General features: G+C 54.0%; 16 protein-coding genes. 8 read left to right on the top strand and 8 right to left on the bottom strand.

What is annotated here, in order from left to right; genetic code table 11:
* Positions 1 to 10 precede the first annotated feature (10 nt).
* Both CWI35_RS06760 and CWI35_RS06755 read left to right on the top strand, forming a co-directional pair.
* Positions 11 to 1,189, top strand: a complete 1,179-nt coding sequence (locus CWI35_RS06760; protein ID WP_021322517.1) for an exonuclease SbcCD subunit D — start codon at positions 11 to 13, stop codon at positions 1,187 to 1,189.
* Positions 1,186 to 4,530 (top strand): AAA family ATPase, encoded by a 3,345-nt coding sequence (locus CWI35_RS06755; RefSeq protein ID WP_119877621.1) that lies wholly within the window; start codon positions 1,186 to 1,188, stop codon positions 4,528 to 4,530. Before CWI35_RS06760 ends, CWI35_RS06755 begins: the two co-directional genes overlap by 4 nt.
* Positions 4,531 to 4,762: 232 nt before the next feature.
* Here CWI35_RS06755 and CWI35_RS06750 read toward each other — a convergent pair whose 3' ends face one another.
* The 7 genes from CWI35_RS06750 to CWI35_RS06720 all read right to left on the bottom strand — a co-directional run bounded on the left by CWI35_RS06750 (position 4,763) and on the right by CWI35_RS06720 (position 6,997).
* Positions 4,763 to 4,984, bottom strand: coding sequence for a spore germination protein (locus CWI35_RS06750; protein WP_011230188.1), 222 nt, complete (start codon positions 4,982 to 4,984; stop codon positions 4,763 to 4,765).
* On the bottom strand, positions 4,984 to 5,382 hold the full coding sequence (locus CWI35_RS06745) for a spore germination protein GerPE (protein ID WP_011230189.1): 399 nt from the start codon (positions 5,380 to 5,382) through the stop codon (positions 4,984 to 4,986). Before CWI35_RS06745 ends, CWI35_RS06750 begins: the two co-directional genes overlap by 1 nt.
* On the bottom strand, positions 5,379 to 5,570 hold the full coding sequence (locus tag CWI35_RS06740) for a hypothetical protein (RefSeq protein WP_013146202.1): 192 nt from the start codon (positions 5,568 to 5,570) through the stop codon (positions 5,379 to 5,381). Before CWI35_RS06740 ends, CWI35_RS06745 begins: the two co-directional genes overlap by 4 nt.
* A 2-nt stretch (positions 5,571 to 5,572) precedes the next feature.
* On the bottom strand, positions 5,573 to 6,169 hold the full coding sequence (locus CWI35_RS06735) for a spore germination protein GerPC (RefSeq protein ID WP_011230191.1): 597 nt from the start codon (positions 6,167 to 6,169) through the stop codon (positions 5,573 to 5,575).
* An 83-nt stretch (positions 6,170 to 6,252) separates the two neighbouring features.
* Positions 6,253 to 6,465, bottom strand: coding sequence for a spore germination protein GerPB (locus CWI35_RS06730; RefSeq protein ID WP_011230192.1), 213 nt, complete (start codon positions 6,463 to 6,465; stop codon positions 6,253 to 6,255).
* Between the two features lie 15 nt (positions 6,466 to 6,480).
* On the bottom strand, positions 6,481 to 6,702 hold the full coding sequence (locus CWI35_RS06725; protein WP_011230193.1) for a spore germination protein: 222 nt from the start codon (positions 6,700 to 6,702) through the stop codon (positions 6,481 to 6,483).
* A gap of 70 nt (positions 6,703 to 6,772) precedes the next feature.
* A complete protein-coding gene (locus CWI35_RS06720) occupies positions 6,773 to 6,997 on the bottom strand; it encodes a spore germination protein (protein ID WP_011230194.1) in 225 nt (74 codons plus the stop codon).
* Between the two features lie 150 nt (positions 6,998 to 7,147).
* On the opposite strand from CWI35_RS06720, the gene CWI35_RS06715 reads away from it, so the two are divergent.
* The 4 genes from CWI35_RS06715 to CWI35_RS06700 all read left to right on the top strand — a co-directional run bounded on the left by CWI35_RS06715 (position 7,148) and on the right by CWI35_RS06700 (position 12,102).
* The gene (locus tag CWI35_RS06715) at positions 7,148 to 7,372 is read left to right on the top strand and encodes a spore germination protein (protein ID WP_096225733.1); all 225 of its coding nucleotides are present in this window, start codon (positions 7,148 to 7,150) and stop codon (positions 7,370 to 7,372) included.
* A gap of 231 nt (positions 7,373 to 7,603) precedes the next feature.
* Positions 7,604 to 8,965 (top strand): IS4 family transposase, encoded by a 1,362-nt coding sequence (locus CWI35_RS06710; protein WP_119877620.1) that lies wholly within the window; start codon positions 7,604 to 7,606, stop codon positions 8,963 to 8,965.
* A 237-nt stretch (positions 8,966 to 9,202) separates the two neighbouring features.
* Positions 9,203 to 10,798: a fatty acid--CoA ligase gene (locus CWI35_RS06705; protein WP_119877619.1), complete on the top strand. Its 1,596-nt coding sequence runs from the start codon at positions 9,203 to 9,205 to the stop codon at positions 10,796 to 10,798.
* A 137-nt stretch (positions 10,799 to 10,935) separates the two neighbouring features.
* Positions 10,936 to 12,102, top strand: a complete 1,167-nt coding sequence (locus CWI35_RS06700; protein WP_119877618.1) for a DUF418 domain-containing protein — start codon at positions 10,936 to 10,938, stop codon at positions 12,100 to 12,102.
* Between the two features lie 9 nt (positions 12,103 to 12,111).
* Here the strand turns inward: CWI35_RS06700 and CWI35_RS06695 are convergent, their stop codons facing one another.
* Positions 12,112 to 12,294 carry an aspartyl-phosphate phosphatase Spo0E family protein gene (locus CWI35_RS06695; RefSeq protein ID WP_013523088.1) on the bottom strand — a complete coding sequence of 61 codons (183 nt, stop codon included), beginning with the start codon at positions 12,292 to 12,294 and terminating at the stop codon, positions 12,112 to 12,114.
* 300 nt (positions 12,295 to 12,594) lie between these two features.
* Between CWI35_RS06695 and CWI35_RS06690 the strand changes: the two genes are divergently transcribed.
* Together CWI35_RS06690 and CWI35_RS06685 are read left to right on the top strand one after the other, a co-directional pair.
* Positions 12,595 to 13,497 carry a fumarylacetoacetate hydrolase family protein gene (locus CWI35_RS06690; RefSeq protein WP_119877617.1) on the top strand — a complete coding sequence of 301 codons (903 nt, stop codon included), beginning with the start codon at positions 12,595 to 12,597 and terminating at the stop codon, positions 13,495 to 13,497.
* A 144-nt stretch (positions 13,498 to 13,641) separates the two neighbouring features.
* On the top strand, positions 13,642 to 13,995 hold the full coding sequence (locus CWI35_RS06685; RefSeq protein WP_025950975.1) for a YisL family protein: 354 nt from the start codon (positions 13,642 to 13,644) through the stop codon (positions 13,993 to 13,995).
* The last annotated feature ends 4 nt before the right edge of the window (positions 13,996 to 13,999 follow it).

Raw genomic sequence — 13,999 nt, 5'->3', positions numbered from 1 at the left:
GAAAGAGAGAATGCGGATTTTGCATACCGCGGACTGGCATTTTGGGAGAACGCTCGAGGGGCGGAGTCGGATGGCCGAGCAAGAGGCATTTGTTGATGAGCTTGTGGAGATTGTCAAGAAAGAACAAATCGACATCATCCTTGTGGCCGGCGACGTATTCGACTCCGTCAATCCGCCGGCGGCTGCGGAACAACTGTTTTATGAAAGCCTCGCCCGCCTGTCCGACAAAGGACGCCGCCCGGTGGCAGTCATCAGCGGCAACCACGACCACCCCGACCGGATCAGCGCTGCCCGGACGTTGATGTGTGCGCACAACATTTTTCTTTTCGGCCGCCCGCAAGCGGCTGTTTGCCGGATTGACGTTCCATCGTGCGGCGAAACGATGATGCTTGCTCCGTTGGCCTATCCGTCCGAATCGCGCCTCGCCGAGCTGTTGTCATCCGACTGTAAGGAGACGACGATGCGCGATCGGTACGATGACCGCATCCGCGCCCTATTAGCGGCGATGGCCGCCTCGTTCACGGCGGAGACCGTCAATATCGCGATGAGCCATCTTTACGTTGCTGGCGGACGTACGTCCGATTCCGAGCGGCCGATTGAAGTCGGCGGCGCTTATACGGTGGCGGCTGAGAGCCTGCCGAAAGCCGCGCAATATGTGGCGCTTGGCCATCTGCACCGGCCGCAGGATGTCAAGCAGGCAAAGACGGCCGCGCGCTATTCCGGCTCGCCGTTGGCGTACAGCTTTTCCGAAGCCGGTCAAGCCAAATCGGTCACGGTCGTTGACGTGCATCCAGGCGGGGCGGCCAAGGTGGCGGAGATACCGCTCGCTGCTGGCAAACCGCTCATCCGTTGGAAGGCGACAGAGGGGCTCGCTCAAGTATACCGCTGGTGTGAGGAAGGAAGAGACCGATCAAGCTGGATCGATTTGGAGATCCATGTGACCGAGTCGTTGACAATGGAAGAAATTGATCGGCTGCGTAAGCTTCATCCCGGATTTGTCCACATTCGCCCGGTGTTTCCCAATCGGGTGGAAGAGATGATGGAAATGAGCCGCGAGCCGCTTTCACTTGAAGAAATGTTTCACCGCTTTTACGAACGTCAGACTGGGGGACAAACGCCGGATGAAGAGCTTGTCCGCCTCTTTTTGGAGCTGGCGGCGGAAGAAGAGAAGGAAGGGGAGGGAGAATGAAGCCGATCTCGCTGACGATCGCCGGGCTTCATAGCTTTCGTGAAAAGCAGACGATTGATTTCACCGCACTGTGTGAGGGCGGTGTGTTCGGCATTTTCGGGCCGACTGGAAGCGGCAAATCAACGATTTTAGACGCCATGACGCTCGCCTTGTTCGGCAGCGTCGAGCGGGCGGCCAACCGCACGCAGGCGATCATCAACCACGCGGAGCAAGAGTTGTTTGTCTCGTTTACGTTTGAGCTGGAAAATGCGGCAGGAGCGAAACGGTATACAGTCGAACGAAGCTTAAAAAAAGTGGACGAATGGCGGACGCGCAGCGCCGTTTGCCGCCTGATCGAGCATCGGTCCGAGCCGGTCGTGCTCGCCGATAAACTATCGGAGGTGGACAAGGCGATCGAGCAATTGCTCGGCTTGACGATGGAGGATTTCACCCGGGCGGTCGTCTTGCCGCAAGGAAAATTTGCCGAGTTTTTATCGCTCAAAGGGTCGGAGCGGCGGCAAATGCTGCAGCGCCTCTTCCATCTTGAGCGGTATGGCGATCAGTTGAATAAAAAGTTGAAAGACCGGCTTGCCGCCGCTGAGCAAGAATGGGAAAAAATCGAAGCGGAAAAAGCGGGGCTCGGCGATGCTTCAAAAGCAGCGCTCGAGCAGGCAGAGGCGGATGTGCGGGAGCTCGCGGGGCTGTTTGCCAAGCGAAAAAAAGAGCTTGAGGAAGTCGAAGCAGATGTGGAACGAACAAAACAACGATGGGCGTGGCAGCAAGAAAAAGAAGCGGTCGAACAAGAGCTCGCCGCGCTGCGCCAACATGAATCCGTCATCCGCGAGCTTGAGGCGAAAAAGGAGCGCGCCGAGCAAGCAGAGCGCATATGGCCGTATTGGGAGCAGTGCGAGCAGGCATGTCGCTTGCGGGCAGAGGCGTTTCGTCGGTATGAAGGACTGGCGCGTCGGTTAGAGGAAGCCCAATTGAGCTATGAAGAAGCGGCGCGGCGTTATGAACGGGCGCGCCAAGAAAAGGCGCAGCGCGAACCGGAATTGCTCGTCCAGATGGAACGGCTGCGGCAGGCGGCGCAGCTTGAGCAGCAAATGGAAGTGCTTGGACAGGAGCTCGCAGCTCTTAGTGAAGAGAGGAAGCGACTCATTGCCCAGGAGAAGGCAGCTGCACGCCGGTTTGAAGAGGCGTCGGTCTGGTATGAGCGCGGCGCGAAGCGGCAGCGGGAGTTGAAAGAAGAACTGAAACAGCATGAAGAGGCGCTGGATGGAAAAGATGAGGCAGAGCGGGCGTACAGGCAGAAGCAGCATATTGAGCAAGCGGCGTCAGCCATCGCTCGCGTCGATGCCCAACTTCAGCAAAAGGAGGCCGTTTGGCGTCGGGCGAAAGAGGAAAAGTTGGAGCGGGAACGCCGATCAGCCGCTGTCGGCTCCCGGCTTCAAGAGCTGTTCCGGCGTGTGGAGCGGACGTATCGTTTCGTCTGCTGGCGGCAGCAGGATGCTGAAAAACAATTGTATACTTTGCAGAAAACCATGGAGGCGGAGCGACAGCGAGCCGAAGAAGCGCGGACGGCGCAACTCGCCTCCGCCTTGGCTGAGCGGCTCCGTCCCGGCGAGCCGTGTCCAGTGTGCGGATCGCGCGAGCATCCGCATCCGGCCGCCGCACCGCACGATGTCCAACTTGAGCGTCTGTCCGAGCTTGAGGCAGAGCGGCAGCGGTATGAACAAGATTGGCAAACGATCATTTCGTTCAAGGCGCAGCTCGAGCAGCTTGCCGAGCTGGCGGTAGGCCATGAAGCGCCGCCTGTGTTTGCCGAAAGCCGCTCGGTGGAGGAGGCCGTCGACCTCACTGTGGAAGTGCGGGCGCTTGCGCAAGATGTCATTGAATTGAAAGAAGCGGTCTACCGGGTGCTTGCCCAATGGAATGAAGCCGAGTCAGCGCGGCGCGAAGCGGAGAAAGCGTGCCAATGGATAGCGGCGGACATCGAAGCGCTGCAAGTTGAAAAGCAGCGGCTGGAGGAAGAGCGGCGGCAACTTGAACAGCAATGGCGGCAGATGTATCCTTTCCTTTCGCTTGAGACGATCGATGCGGTGTATGAACAGCTGCGTGAACGGGAAAACGTGCGGCGCGACGTGCAAAAACGGCTGGAGGACAGCGTGCTGTTTTTAGAGGAAAAACAGAGGGCGAAAGAGGAAGCGGCCAAAGAGCGGAGCCGGCTTGAGACGGAGCGGGTGCGTCTTGACTCGCTGATTAGCGCCAAACAGCAGCAATGGAACGAATATGAGCGGCAACGGGGCGAGAAGGCGGGGGAAGGTCCTGCGGCCGTGCAGCTTCAGAAGGCGGAGGACGAATGGCGCCAGCTGCAAAACGGCGAGCAACAGGCGTATGAGGCTTGGCAGCGAGCCCAGCGGGAATATCAAATGCTTGAAAGCGAAACAAAAGCAGCCAAGCAGGCGTGGGAAGAAGGCGTCCGCCGCGAAGAAGAGGCGCTCGCTCGCTGGCGCGGCGCGCTTTTGGACACCATGTTTGCCGATGCCGAACAAGTCAAGCAAGCGAAGGCGGAAAAAGCGCAGCGAGATGAATGGGATGAGGCAATCCGCCGCTATTGGCGCCAAATCGAGCAAGCCGAACATCGCCTCGCCCAGCTGGCCGCCGCCATCGGGGGGGCGGCGGTGAGCGCTGAACAATGGGAGACGATGCAGCGTGTATACGCCGAGTTGAAGGAGCAAGTGGAGGCGATGACGCAGCAGCTTGGGGCAGCTCAAGCGAAGGTAGAAGAGTTGAGAAAAAAACATAGCCGCTTTGTTGAACTGGAGGAGAAGCAGGCGGAGCTCAGCCGGCGCATCGAGCGGTATAAACAGCTGCAGGCGCTGCTTCGCGGCAACAGCTTTGTCGAATTTATGGCTGAAGAGCAGCTCGAGCAAGTCACCGCCATGGCTTCGGAACGGCTGCAGCGGCTGACACGGCACCGGTATTCGCTCGAATTGGATTCGCAAGGCGGGTTTCTGATCCGTGATGATGCCAATGGCGGCGTCAGACGGCCGGTATCGACGCTCTCGGGTGGGGAGACATTTTTGACGTCACTGTCGTTGGCGTTGGCGTTATCGGCGCAAATTCAGCTGCGCGGCGAGTATCCGCTCCGCTTTTTCTTCTTGGACGAAGGGTTTGGCACCCTCGATGCTGAGCTGCTTGAGACGGTCATTTCCGCCTTGGAAAAGCTGCATACCGAGCGGCTGGCGGTCGGCGTCATCAGTCATGTACAAGAAATTCGCCACCGTCTGCCGCGACGGCTCATCGTCGAACCGGCTGAACCGTCCGGACGCGGCACGCGCGTCTGGCTGGAAATGATGTGAATGGCTCGCCCGTTGAGCTGAACGGGCTTTAGGGGAATAATGGAGAGAGGCGGTCGCAAAAGGTTGGTTTCCTTTCGATCAAGCACAATGTATGGTTTTTTAGATATAGAGGTAAATAAGCAAAGGTGTCCGGATCCTTTTGGGACACCTTCTCTTTTTGGTTTCGGCAGCGTTCGGCTGATAAGGTTGATGTTGGCAAATGAAAGGTGAGGGGATTCGTTTTCTGCAACGTTCAGTTGTTGGCGGCCACGTTTTGGTCGGATACATCCGGATCAAACGCGTTTGTAAAGCTGATCGCGTTGTTCGTCATCACAAAATCGCCGGTGTTGAACCCGCCGGATCCGGCTTGCGTTTTCGTGGCGACTTTCGGCGCGATGTACAGACAGTCGCCCATTTGGACGACAGCTCCGCTGCTGACGTTGTTGATTTTAATCGGGCCGACAAACGAAGGCATTATAAATCCCTCCCTCTTGTTGGCGCGCTCGACTCAGAGCCGGCCAGCTGGCGGATATGTTTAATTCTTGCCTCTGCCTCCGCTGTCGAGGTCGAGCCGATATGGACGATGGCGGACGAAGAAATGGCGAGCACGCGCACAGACTGAACGGAAATGACCGGGGACTCATGGAGCGTTTGGCGTGCGGCTACCGGCGGTGGAGAAGTCCAGCGCGGGATCGGCTTCGCAAAAACAGGGAATATTTGTTCTCCTTCTGGGCCAAAAAACAGTTCATATTGCCGCTGAACGGCAAAGGCGCGCGTGCGGGCGGAAATTCGCTCTGAGTCGCCGATTTGCAGCACAGAGCTAATGATGAGCGTTTCGGCATGGAACGTTTGCACAACTGACGTTCGTTTCACGGCGTATCCCCTCGGGCCGGCACAAGCGGGACGAACGGGCCGATGATAAGCGATTCAGGCGGTGTGTCAAACGCTGATGACAAGTGAATCGCATCGGCGTCGCCGATTAAAAACAGCGAGGCACTGGCGACGGCCACGAGGCGGATGTCGCCAACATGCAGATGACGATTGATCACTGTATAATTCACGTCTATCCCTCCTTTGAAGGCAAATGTTTCAAAAACGCATCGAGCGATTGTTCGATATCGGCTTTCACTTTTTGAAAAATTTCATTTTCGACTGCTTCATCGCGGTCGCCGGACGGAACGTAGCCATGGTTGGCTTTCTCTTGCAAATAGAAGCGGATGCGTTCGTCTGTTTGCCGGGCGATGTCTTGCAAAATGAACTGGCGGTACGTATCGTCGAGGCGGCGGCCGTATTGCTGCTCAAGGCGTTTTAACGTTTCCGACGCTTCCCCGTTGAGATAGGCGGCTACTTTTTCTTGAATCGGGCGCATCAGCACCGGTTCCGGCTTTGGAATTACGGTTTTGACCGGTTCGACGGCAAAGTCTTCAATTGTACCGCCGGCTCCGGACGGAGCGATCCCGATGTTTAGCGTTCCTTCGAGCGTTTCCACTTTGAGCTGGTCAAATTTATATTCAATTCGTTCGATCGATGTGCGCGGCTGAGCCTCCATTTCCCGAAGCCGGGCTTCGAGTGCGTGGAGACGGCGTTCCAGAGCCCGTATTTTTTTTGTTTGCCATAATAAATAGCGGTGCAGCTTGACGAAATACTCGTAAATGCTCATTGTGCACCATCATCCTCTCCAAAGAGCCCTCTTACTTCAATATATGGACGGCCTTTCGCTCTCATCACTTTTTTTCGCTGAATTTAGCGGGTGGCTGAATGGAGAGGAACGAGAGGAGCGGATGCACCGGGCGGCACGGTCGCCTGTGGGGCCGAACCGGTGAATCCGCCGGTGTTGGCAAGCGTTGAGAGCGCTTGAATGCTTCCGGCGCTGCCGATTTGCAAAACGGATGAATTGGTGACCGAGCCGATCCGCAACTGGTGGATGCAGATGCTTTGGCTGATGTAAACGTGCACCCTCCTTCTCCTCCTTCAAACGTTTCCGACGACATTTTCATCGGCGACATCGGCGTCATTCGTATTGGTATTGCTGTAATAGTTATAGATATGAAGCCCGTCGCCGGTGTTAAACGAACCGGCGCCAGCGAACGTTTTCGTCACGCTTTGCGGGGAAATCGCAAACACATCGCCAATATGGAACACGCCGCTGCTTCCGATGCTGTTCAGTTTGACGACTCCGACAAAAGCCGGCATGTGGGCATGCTCCCTTCCTTGTTTTCTTCGTTGATACTAGTGTATGGGCGCAAGCTGCGAAACGTTCGCTTTAATTGTTGGCGGCATTATTTGAGTCGAACACATCCGGATCGCCGGTGTTTGTAAAGCTGACGAACGTATTCGTCTGCAGGAAGTCCCCGTTGTTGCCGCCGCCTGAGCCGGTATTGGATTTCAACGTGCTCTTTGGTGTGATTTGCAAGACGTCGCCGAAATTCACCGTGCCGTCGCCGCTGACATGGGTGATTTTAATTGGACCGCTGATAAATGAAGGCATGAAGAGCCCCCTCCTTTTTCGTCGTGTCGCTATCGTTATTGTATGAAAACGGAGAAAAAACGGTTCAATGCGGGGTGAGAGTCCAATTGAGGAAAGCAGCTCCCGCGTATGATAAAGAAAGGGAACGGGCAGAAAGGAAGGGGAAAGGGGATGCCAGCGATCGTCATCGGTGGGATTAAAGTGACGAGTGTAGGCGGCAACGGCACGGTGAACATGGGCGACGTGCTGCAAATCGCTCCCAAAAGCACCTCAAAGACGAATTCAGGCGCCGGCGGCGGCAATACTGGCGATTTCTTGCAAACGAATACGTTTTGCAGCGTCACGAATACGGTCGATCCGGATGTCTTGGACGCCGGGGTGAAAGGAAATAACTAGCTATTGTCGAGACGACTCCCCTAGCGTTCGTTTTTGGAAAAAAGAAGAAACCAGGTTCTTTTTTGGCGCAATGGAGTGGACTATCCAAGAAAGAGGGCTGACTTCAAAAGTCATTTTACGACTTTTGGGACGGCCCTCCATAGCCATCAAGTTAAGAAAACAGGAATAAATATATGCCTGATTTGACCATCCTTTTGAAGACCTCATAATGTCTTAGAAAGGGTGGTTTTTTTGAAGACGTCCTTATCTCTCCGAGAAGAATGGCATTGTTTTTTAGACGGATTAAGAAGCGTGTTATCGTGCGAAGAACTTGAACATATGGCCCGAGATCATCAATTTATTCAACGAAAGGGGAAATTACGCGCCCATGATTTTGTGGCACTTTGCACATTTCTCCAGGAAGGAGGCGGTCAAAAATCATTGGTGCAGCTTTGCAGTGCTCTAGCTCTCAAGCAAAACACCTTTCTGAGTGCGGAAGGGCTCAATCAACGGTTTAATGAAAAAGCGGTGAGTTTCCTCAAAGCGGTGTTTGAAAAACTGCTCATTCATCAGACTCAGGAAGCCCGTCACTTATGTCAAAGACATTCGCTGTTTCGCCGGATTCGCATTCTCGATTCCACGTCGTTTCAACTGCCTCCTGAAATCCGGGGGATTTACGAGGGATGTACGGGGCCTGGGGTGAAAATTCAGCTAGAATATGAATGGCTAGAAGGGAAGTTTCTCCATGCGGATGTCGAAGATGCCCGTCATCACGACGCCGCCTACGGAGCGTCCCTTCTATCGACCATCCAAGAGGGAGACCTTTGTTTGAAAGACTTAGGCTATTTTTCGCTTGAGGGATTGCAAGCCATTCATGACGCCGGAGCCTTTTATATTTCCCGGCTCAAACACAATGTAGGGATTTACCAAAAAGAAGGAGACCGATTTCGAAAATGGGAACCAGAGGATTTCCTTGCGGTGTTACAACCCGGAGAAACCATGGAACTGGAACATGCGTATGTCAGTGGAAAGAAAGTTCATCAACCGCGGCTCATTGTGTATCGGCTGACCGAAGAACAGGAGCGACAGAAGGAAGGACAATGGAAACAGAAGGCGAAACGAAAAGGGGCCGCGTACGTGACGCGACGCCCCCACTCAATATATGTATATATCACCAATATTCCAGCGATTTATACCTCTTTGCACGAAATTCATACGCTGTATTCTCTTCGCTGGCAAATTGAAGTGGTATTTAAGACATGGAAATCCCTGTTTCACATTCATCGATTCAAACCGATGAAAGGGGCTCGCTTTCAGTGCCACCTGTATGGAACGTTGATTGCCTTATTGATCAGCTCCACTGTCATGTTTAAAATGCGGGAATGGCTCTATCGAAAACAGAAAAAGGAATTGAGCGAATATAAGGCGATGAGTATGATCAAGGAGTTCGGTATGGATTTCTTTCAAGCCTTATGGTGTTCTGAGGAGTTAGTTGTCCAACTCCTTTTAAAACTGTGTGACATCATCGCTCAACACGGAAAAAAATCAAGGCGTTATACAAAAAAGAGCGCTTTAGACATTATCGAGAGTTTGGTCATCATGCCGGTGTCATAAGAAATTCCCGCCTCATATACCATGAAAAAAACCTTCTATAGGGAAGGTGTATTTGGCATGCCTATCTTTATATATTCTCACGGTCACAGCCTCCAAAGATGAAAAGTGAAGCCTTGGAGCTACTCGCTCCAAGGCTTCACTTGATGGCTATGGGGACGGCCCTCTTTTTCTTTATGCCATCTTTGTTATATAATACAATTGTGAATTTTCTAAAACATAAAACAGGGGGATGGGAGAATGAACGCACCGCTTGTTCTGACCCATTTTTTAGACCGCGCTGTCGCTCTGTACGGGGACAAGCCGGCGATGATTTGTTCCGGACGGACGGTGACATACAGGCAGCTTGGCGAACGAGTGCGGAGGCTCGCCAATGGGTTGCGTGAGCTCGGCATCCGCAAAGGGGATCGCGTGGCGTATCTCGCGCCGAACACGCTCGAGATGCTCGAAGGGTTTTACGGTGTATTTGAGATGGGAGGGGTGATGGTGCCGCTGAATACGCGGCTGAAACCGGATGATTACGTTTTTATTTTGAATCATAGCGAAACGAAAGTGTTGTTTGTGGATCAGGAGCTGTACGGGCTGATTGCACCGGTCAAAAACAAGCTTGAAACGGTCGAGGAGATCATTGTCCACCATAAAACAGAGGCGGCGATTGATGAAACCGCTTACGAAGAATGGCTCGCCGCCCAGTCGTCAGCGCCGGTTCCGCGCCCGATGATCGATGAGAACGATATATGCAGCTTGCTATATACAAGCGGGACGACAGGCAACCCAAAAGGAGTCATGCTGACGCATCGGAACAACTATTTGCATGCGCTTGTGACGATGCACCATTTGCGTGTGTCCGACCGCGATACGTATTTGCATGTGTTGCCGATGTTCCACGTCAACGGCTGGGGGGCTCCGTTTTATTACACCGCCAACGGAGCAACGCAAATCGGTTTGCGTAAAGTCGATCCGAAAGTCATTTTTGATCTTGTCAAGGAACATCAGGTGACGGTTATGCATATGGCTCCGACTGTGCTCAATATGTTGCTGCAATATTATGAGCAATATCAACCAGATGTCCCGGAAGGCGTGCGGGTCGTCATCGCCGGTTCTGCGCCGCCGCCGGCGTTTGTCGCACGCGTTGAGGAAAAGCTCGGCTGGGAGTTTATCCAGGTGTACGGCATGACCGAATCGTCTCCGCTCAGCACGATTTCGCTCATTCGTCCACAGCTTGACGGACTGCCTGCCGAACAAAAGCAGCGGCTGAAAGCGAAAGCCGGCTATCCGATGATCGGCTGCGAGGTGAAAGTCGTCGACGAGAATGGAGAGGAAGTGCCGAAGAATGGACGGGCGATCGGTGAGGTGATTGTCCGCAGCCATGGCGTCATGAAAGGATATTGGAAAAACGAAGAAGCGACCGCCGCAACGATCCGCGACGGCTGGCTGTATACCGGCGATATGGCGACCGTCGATGAATACGGGCATATTGATATCGTCGACCGGAAAAAGGATATTATTATTAGCGGAGGGGAAAATATTTCGTCGATTGAAGTCGAAGGAGCGCTTTATGAGCATCCGGCTGTGCTTGAAGCGGCCGTCATCGCCGTGCCACATGAAAAATGGGGGGAAACGCCGCATGCGTTCGTCGTCGTTCGACCCGGGCATACGGTGAGCGAAGAGGAGCTGATCGCCTTTTCGCGGGAAAAATTGGCCCACTTCAAAGCGATCACGGGTGTAACGTTTGTGGATGAGCTGCCGAAAACAGCCTCCGGAAAAATTCAGAAAGTACACTTGCGCCGCCAATATTGGGATGCAATTGGAAAATCGGGCCGCTATGTCAACTGATGATACAGGCATGCGCCTTCAGACGGGCAGAGGAGAGCGCATCGAATGAAATGGATAAGGCGGCGGGCGTGCCGACAAGGTCGTAAGGCGTCGCCGATTGCGCAGACGGCTAGGCGGTAGAAAGAAGGGAGAAAGCGATGATCAGATCGACCGAGCGAATCGCCGCGGCGGATGTGTTGCGTGGATTCGCCTTGCTCGGCATTTTGCTTGTCAACATGCGTTATTTTTCCTCGCCGGCGTTATACGACGACGGCGTCAAGGGCAGTGATTTTGACCGAGTTTTCGTTGCCGTCGTGGATGTGTTGTTTGAAGCGAGCGCCTATCCGTTGTTTGCGTTTTTATTCGGGTTCGGGGCGATGACCATGTTCCGCCGGCTCCAAAGCCGCGGAAAGCGGCCGATTCCGATTCTGTTGCGCCGCTTCTTTCTTTTGCTTGGGACCGGCATGGCTCATGCGTTTGGCCTTTGGTTTGGCGATATTTTAATCCCCTACGCCCTCGCCGGGTTCATCATGCTTTTCTTTTTCGCCGCCCCGCCTCGTTGGTGGCGGACGGCGGCTGTTGCCGTCTTTTTTCTTTTTCACGGCCTCATGGCGCTGTTGTTAACTCTCAATGTATTGGCCGGAGAAATGGAGACAGCCGGCGGCCACGAGACCGCGGCGGCCGCGGCGGTTCGCCATTATCGAAACGGAACGTTTCGTGACGTGTTTTGGCAACGTTGGCATGACTGGGCCTATGTCAACAGCGATGGCGGGCTGCTGTTTACGGTGTTGACCGTATTGCCCTTTTGTTTCCTCGGCGGCTATGCCTCTTGCAAACGTTGGCTTGAACCCGACCGTCACTCGCCCGCCAAGCTGCGCCGCCTGATGAGGTGGGCGCTATGTTTTGGTTTAGCGCTGAAAACCATTCCGTATTGGGCTGGGGTCAACGACTTGACCATGTACATCCAAAACAGCTTTGGAGGCGCCGCATTGGCGGTGTTCTACGCGGCGGCCGCCGTGTTCGTCTGCGGGAAACGAAGTTGGCAGCGCGCTTGGCGGTGGTGGCAAGACGTTGGCAAAATGTCGCTCACTCATTATCTCGCGCAATCGCTCGTTTGCACGTCGCTGTTTTATGGTTATGGGCTTGGGTGGTACGGACGCACAAGCGCATGGCAGGAGATGTTGATTGCGTTTGCCTTGTATGCGACTCAAGTGTGGATAAGCCGCTTTTGGTTTGCGCGTTTTCATTATGGCCCGGTTGAGTGGATGTGGAGGTGGGGGACATACGGAACGCGGCCGCCGTTTCGCCGCCGGCCGGGGCAATAAAAACCCCGCTTACTGAACGGACGGGGAAGGCGATTCAAAAATCCTCGTTTGCTGCAAATATTGATTGATCAATTGGTCAAGCTCTTGGCTGCATTCGATCGTCTCTTTGGCCGTGAACCCATACGTGAGCGCCAATTCAATCATTTGTTGTCGTTTTTCTTCAATTTGCAACAGAACCATTTCCTTCACCATCAATCGTTTGAAATGTTGGTTGAGGCATGCCGCGTCGATGCAAGACGTTTGTTGCATGACGAAAGTCGCAATCGACGCCCTAGTGGAAACTAAACATTATTATACATATCCCGACGAAAAAAGGAAGCGATTCGGGAAAATAAGTGATAAATTTCCTAATTTAGACAAAATTCTACAAAAGCAGGACTTTTTCGCCTCGATGGCGAATATCATCCTCAACGCGCCAAAATGATGAAGACGGGTGGAAGAGAAGAGTTCACGAAGCGTCCGCTGCATAACAAAGAAAGGGAGAGAGGCACGATGAAACTGATCACCGCACTTTTCGATGGAGAAACGTTTGTTGGAGCCGTGCCGCAAGGAGACGACCGGGCGGTTCATTTGCGCCGCGCCGAACGGGCGATGGATGGAACGGAGACGATGCCGACGACTATGCTTGAGGCGATTGCCCAAGGGGAGGCGTTTTTCACCCGAGCACAAGAAGTAGTTGACTGGGCGCTGCGCCACCCGGCACCGGAGTACGTTTATCGCCTCAGTGATGTCCGTCTTTTGGCCCCGATCCCACGGCCGGCGAAAAACATTTTTTGCATCGGCAAAAACTATGTTGATCACGCGCTGGAGCTCGGCGGCGCCGATGTGCCGGAGCATTTGATCGTCTTCACGAAAGCGCCGACAACGGTCATCGGTCATGAGGAAACGATTTTGTGCCATGCCGATGTCACGGATGAAATGGACTATGAAGGGGAGCTGGCGGTGGTCATCGGCAAACAAGGGCGGGCGATCCGCCGCGAAGACGCGCTTGATTACGTATTTGGATACACGATCATCAACGATGTGACGGCAAGAGATTTGCAGGAGCGGCACCAACAATATTTTCTCGGCAAAAGCTTGGATACATTTTGCCCGATGGGGCCATGGATCGTGCCAAGCAAATTTGTGCCAAATCCAAACGATTTGCGCATCGAGACACGGGTCAACGGCGAAGTGCGCCAGCAAGCCAACACGAAACAATTGATTTTTTCCATTGAATCGATCATCGAGACGATCTCAAAAGGCATTACGCTTGAGCCGGGCGACATCATCGCGACAGGAACGCCGGCTGGAGTCGGCAAAGGGATGAACCCGCCGCGCTTTTTGCAGACGGGTGATGTCATTGAGGTGACGGTGGAAGGCATCGGCATGTTGCGCAACAAAGTGGGAGAGTAAACGGCGAAAGTGAGGAAGCCCCCATTGATGCTCAAAAGGCGTCCTCTTGAAAGAAAGGGCGTCTTTCGTTTTCGTGAAGTTTGTCAACCGTCCGCCCGCCGTGCTATGATGGGAAGGAACAAGGAATGATTGGAGGGATGGATGTTGACGCATGCCCATATTACGAGCTGGCTCATCACGATTGTTTTGTTTTTCCTTGCGGTGTCGATGGAGCGGCAAGGGGCGGGCAAAGCCAAGATCGTGCAAATGGTGTTGCGGCTGTTTTACATTCTCACGATCGCGACGGGGGGGCTTTTGCTGCATAGCATTGCTTCGATATCCGCGCTTTATTGGCTAAAAGCGCTTGCCGGGCTGTGGGTGATCGGAGCGATGGAAATGGTTTTAGCAGCTGTAAAAAAAGGAAAAAGCGCGGCGGCAGGATGGACGCAATGGGTCATTGCCCTTGTGGTGACGCTGTTCCTTGGCCTGCTGCTGCCACTTGGTTTTGACTTATTCTAAAGCG

This window comes from [Bacillus] caldolyticus (assembly GCF_003595605.1).
Taxonomy (GTDB): Bacteria; Bacillota; Bacilli; order Bacillales; family Anoxybacillaceae; genus Geobacillus; species Geobacillus thermoleovorans.
This window is presented reverse-complemented; position numbering and strand designations above follow the sequence as displayed.

Excerpts from the sequence above, each read along its gene's own strand:
- CWI35_RS06760 (WP_021322517.1), top strand. The coding sequence starts at position 11 with ATGCGGATTTTGCATACCGCGGACTGGCATTTTGGGAGAACGCTCGAG.
- CWI35_RS06755 (WP_119877621.1), top strand. The coding sequence starts at position 1,186 with ATGAAGCCGATCTCGCTGACGATCGCCGGGCTTCATAGCTTTCGTGAA.
- CWI35_RS06750 (WP_011230188.1), bottom strand. The coding sequence starts at position 4,984 with ATGCCTTCGTTTGTCGGCCCGATTAAAATCAACAACGTCAGCAGCGGA.
- CWI35_RS06735 (WP_011230191.1), bottom strand. The coding sequence starts at position 6,169 with ATGAGCATTTACGAGTATTTCGTCAAGCTGCACCGCTATTTATTATGG.
- CWI35_RS06725 (WP_011230193.1), bottom strand. The coding sequence starts at position 6,702 with ATGCCGGCTTTTGTCGGAGTCGTCAAACTGAACAGCATCGGAAGCAGC.
- CWI35_RS06720 (WP_011230194.1), bottom strand. The coding sequence starts at position 6,997 with ATGCCTTCATTTATCAGCGGTCCAATTAAAATCACCCATGTCAGCGGC.
- CWI35_RS06715 (WP_096225733.1), top strand. The coding sequence starts at position 7,148 with ATGCCAGCGATCGTCATCGGTGGGATTAAAGTGACGAGTGTAGGCGGC.
- CWI35_RS06705 (WP_119877619.1), top strand. The coding sequence starts at position 9,203 with ATGAACGCACCGCTTGTTCTGACCCATTTTTTAGACCGCGCTGTCGCT.
- CWI35_RS06700 (WP_119877618.1), top strand. The coding sequence starts at position 10,936 with ATGATCAGATCGACCGAGCGAATCGCCGCGGCGGATGTGTTGCGTGGA.
- CWI35_RS06695 (WP_013523088.1), bottom strand. The coding sequence starts at position 12,294 with ATGGTGAAGGAAATGGTTCTGTTGCAAATTGAAGAAAAACGACAACAA.
- CWI35_RS06690 (WP_119877617.1), top strand. The coding sequence starts at position 12,595 with ATGAAACTGATCACCGCACTTTTCGATGGAGAAACGTTTGTTGGAGCC.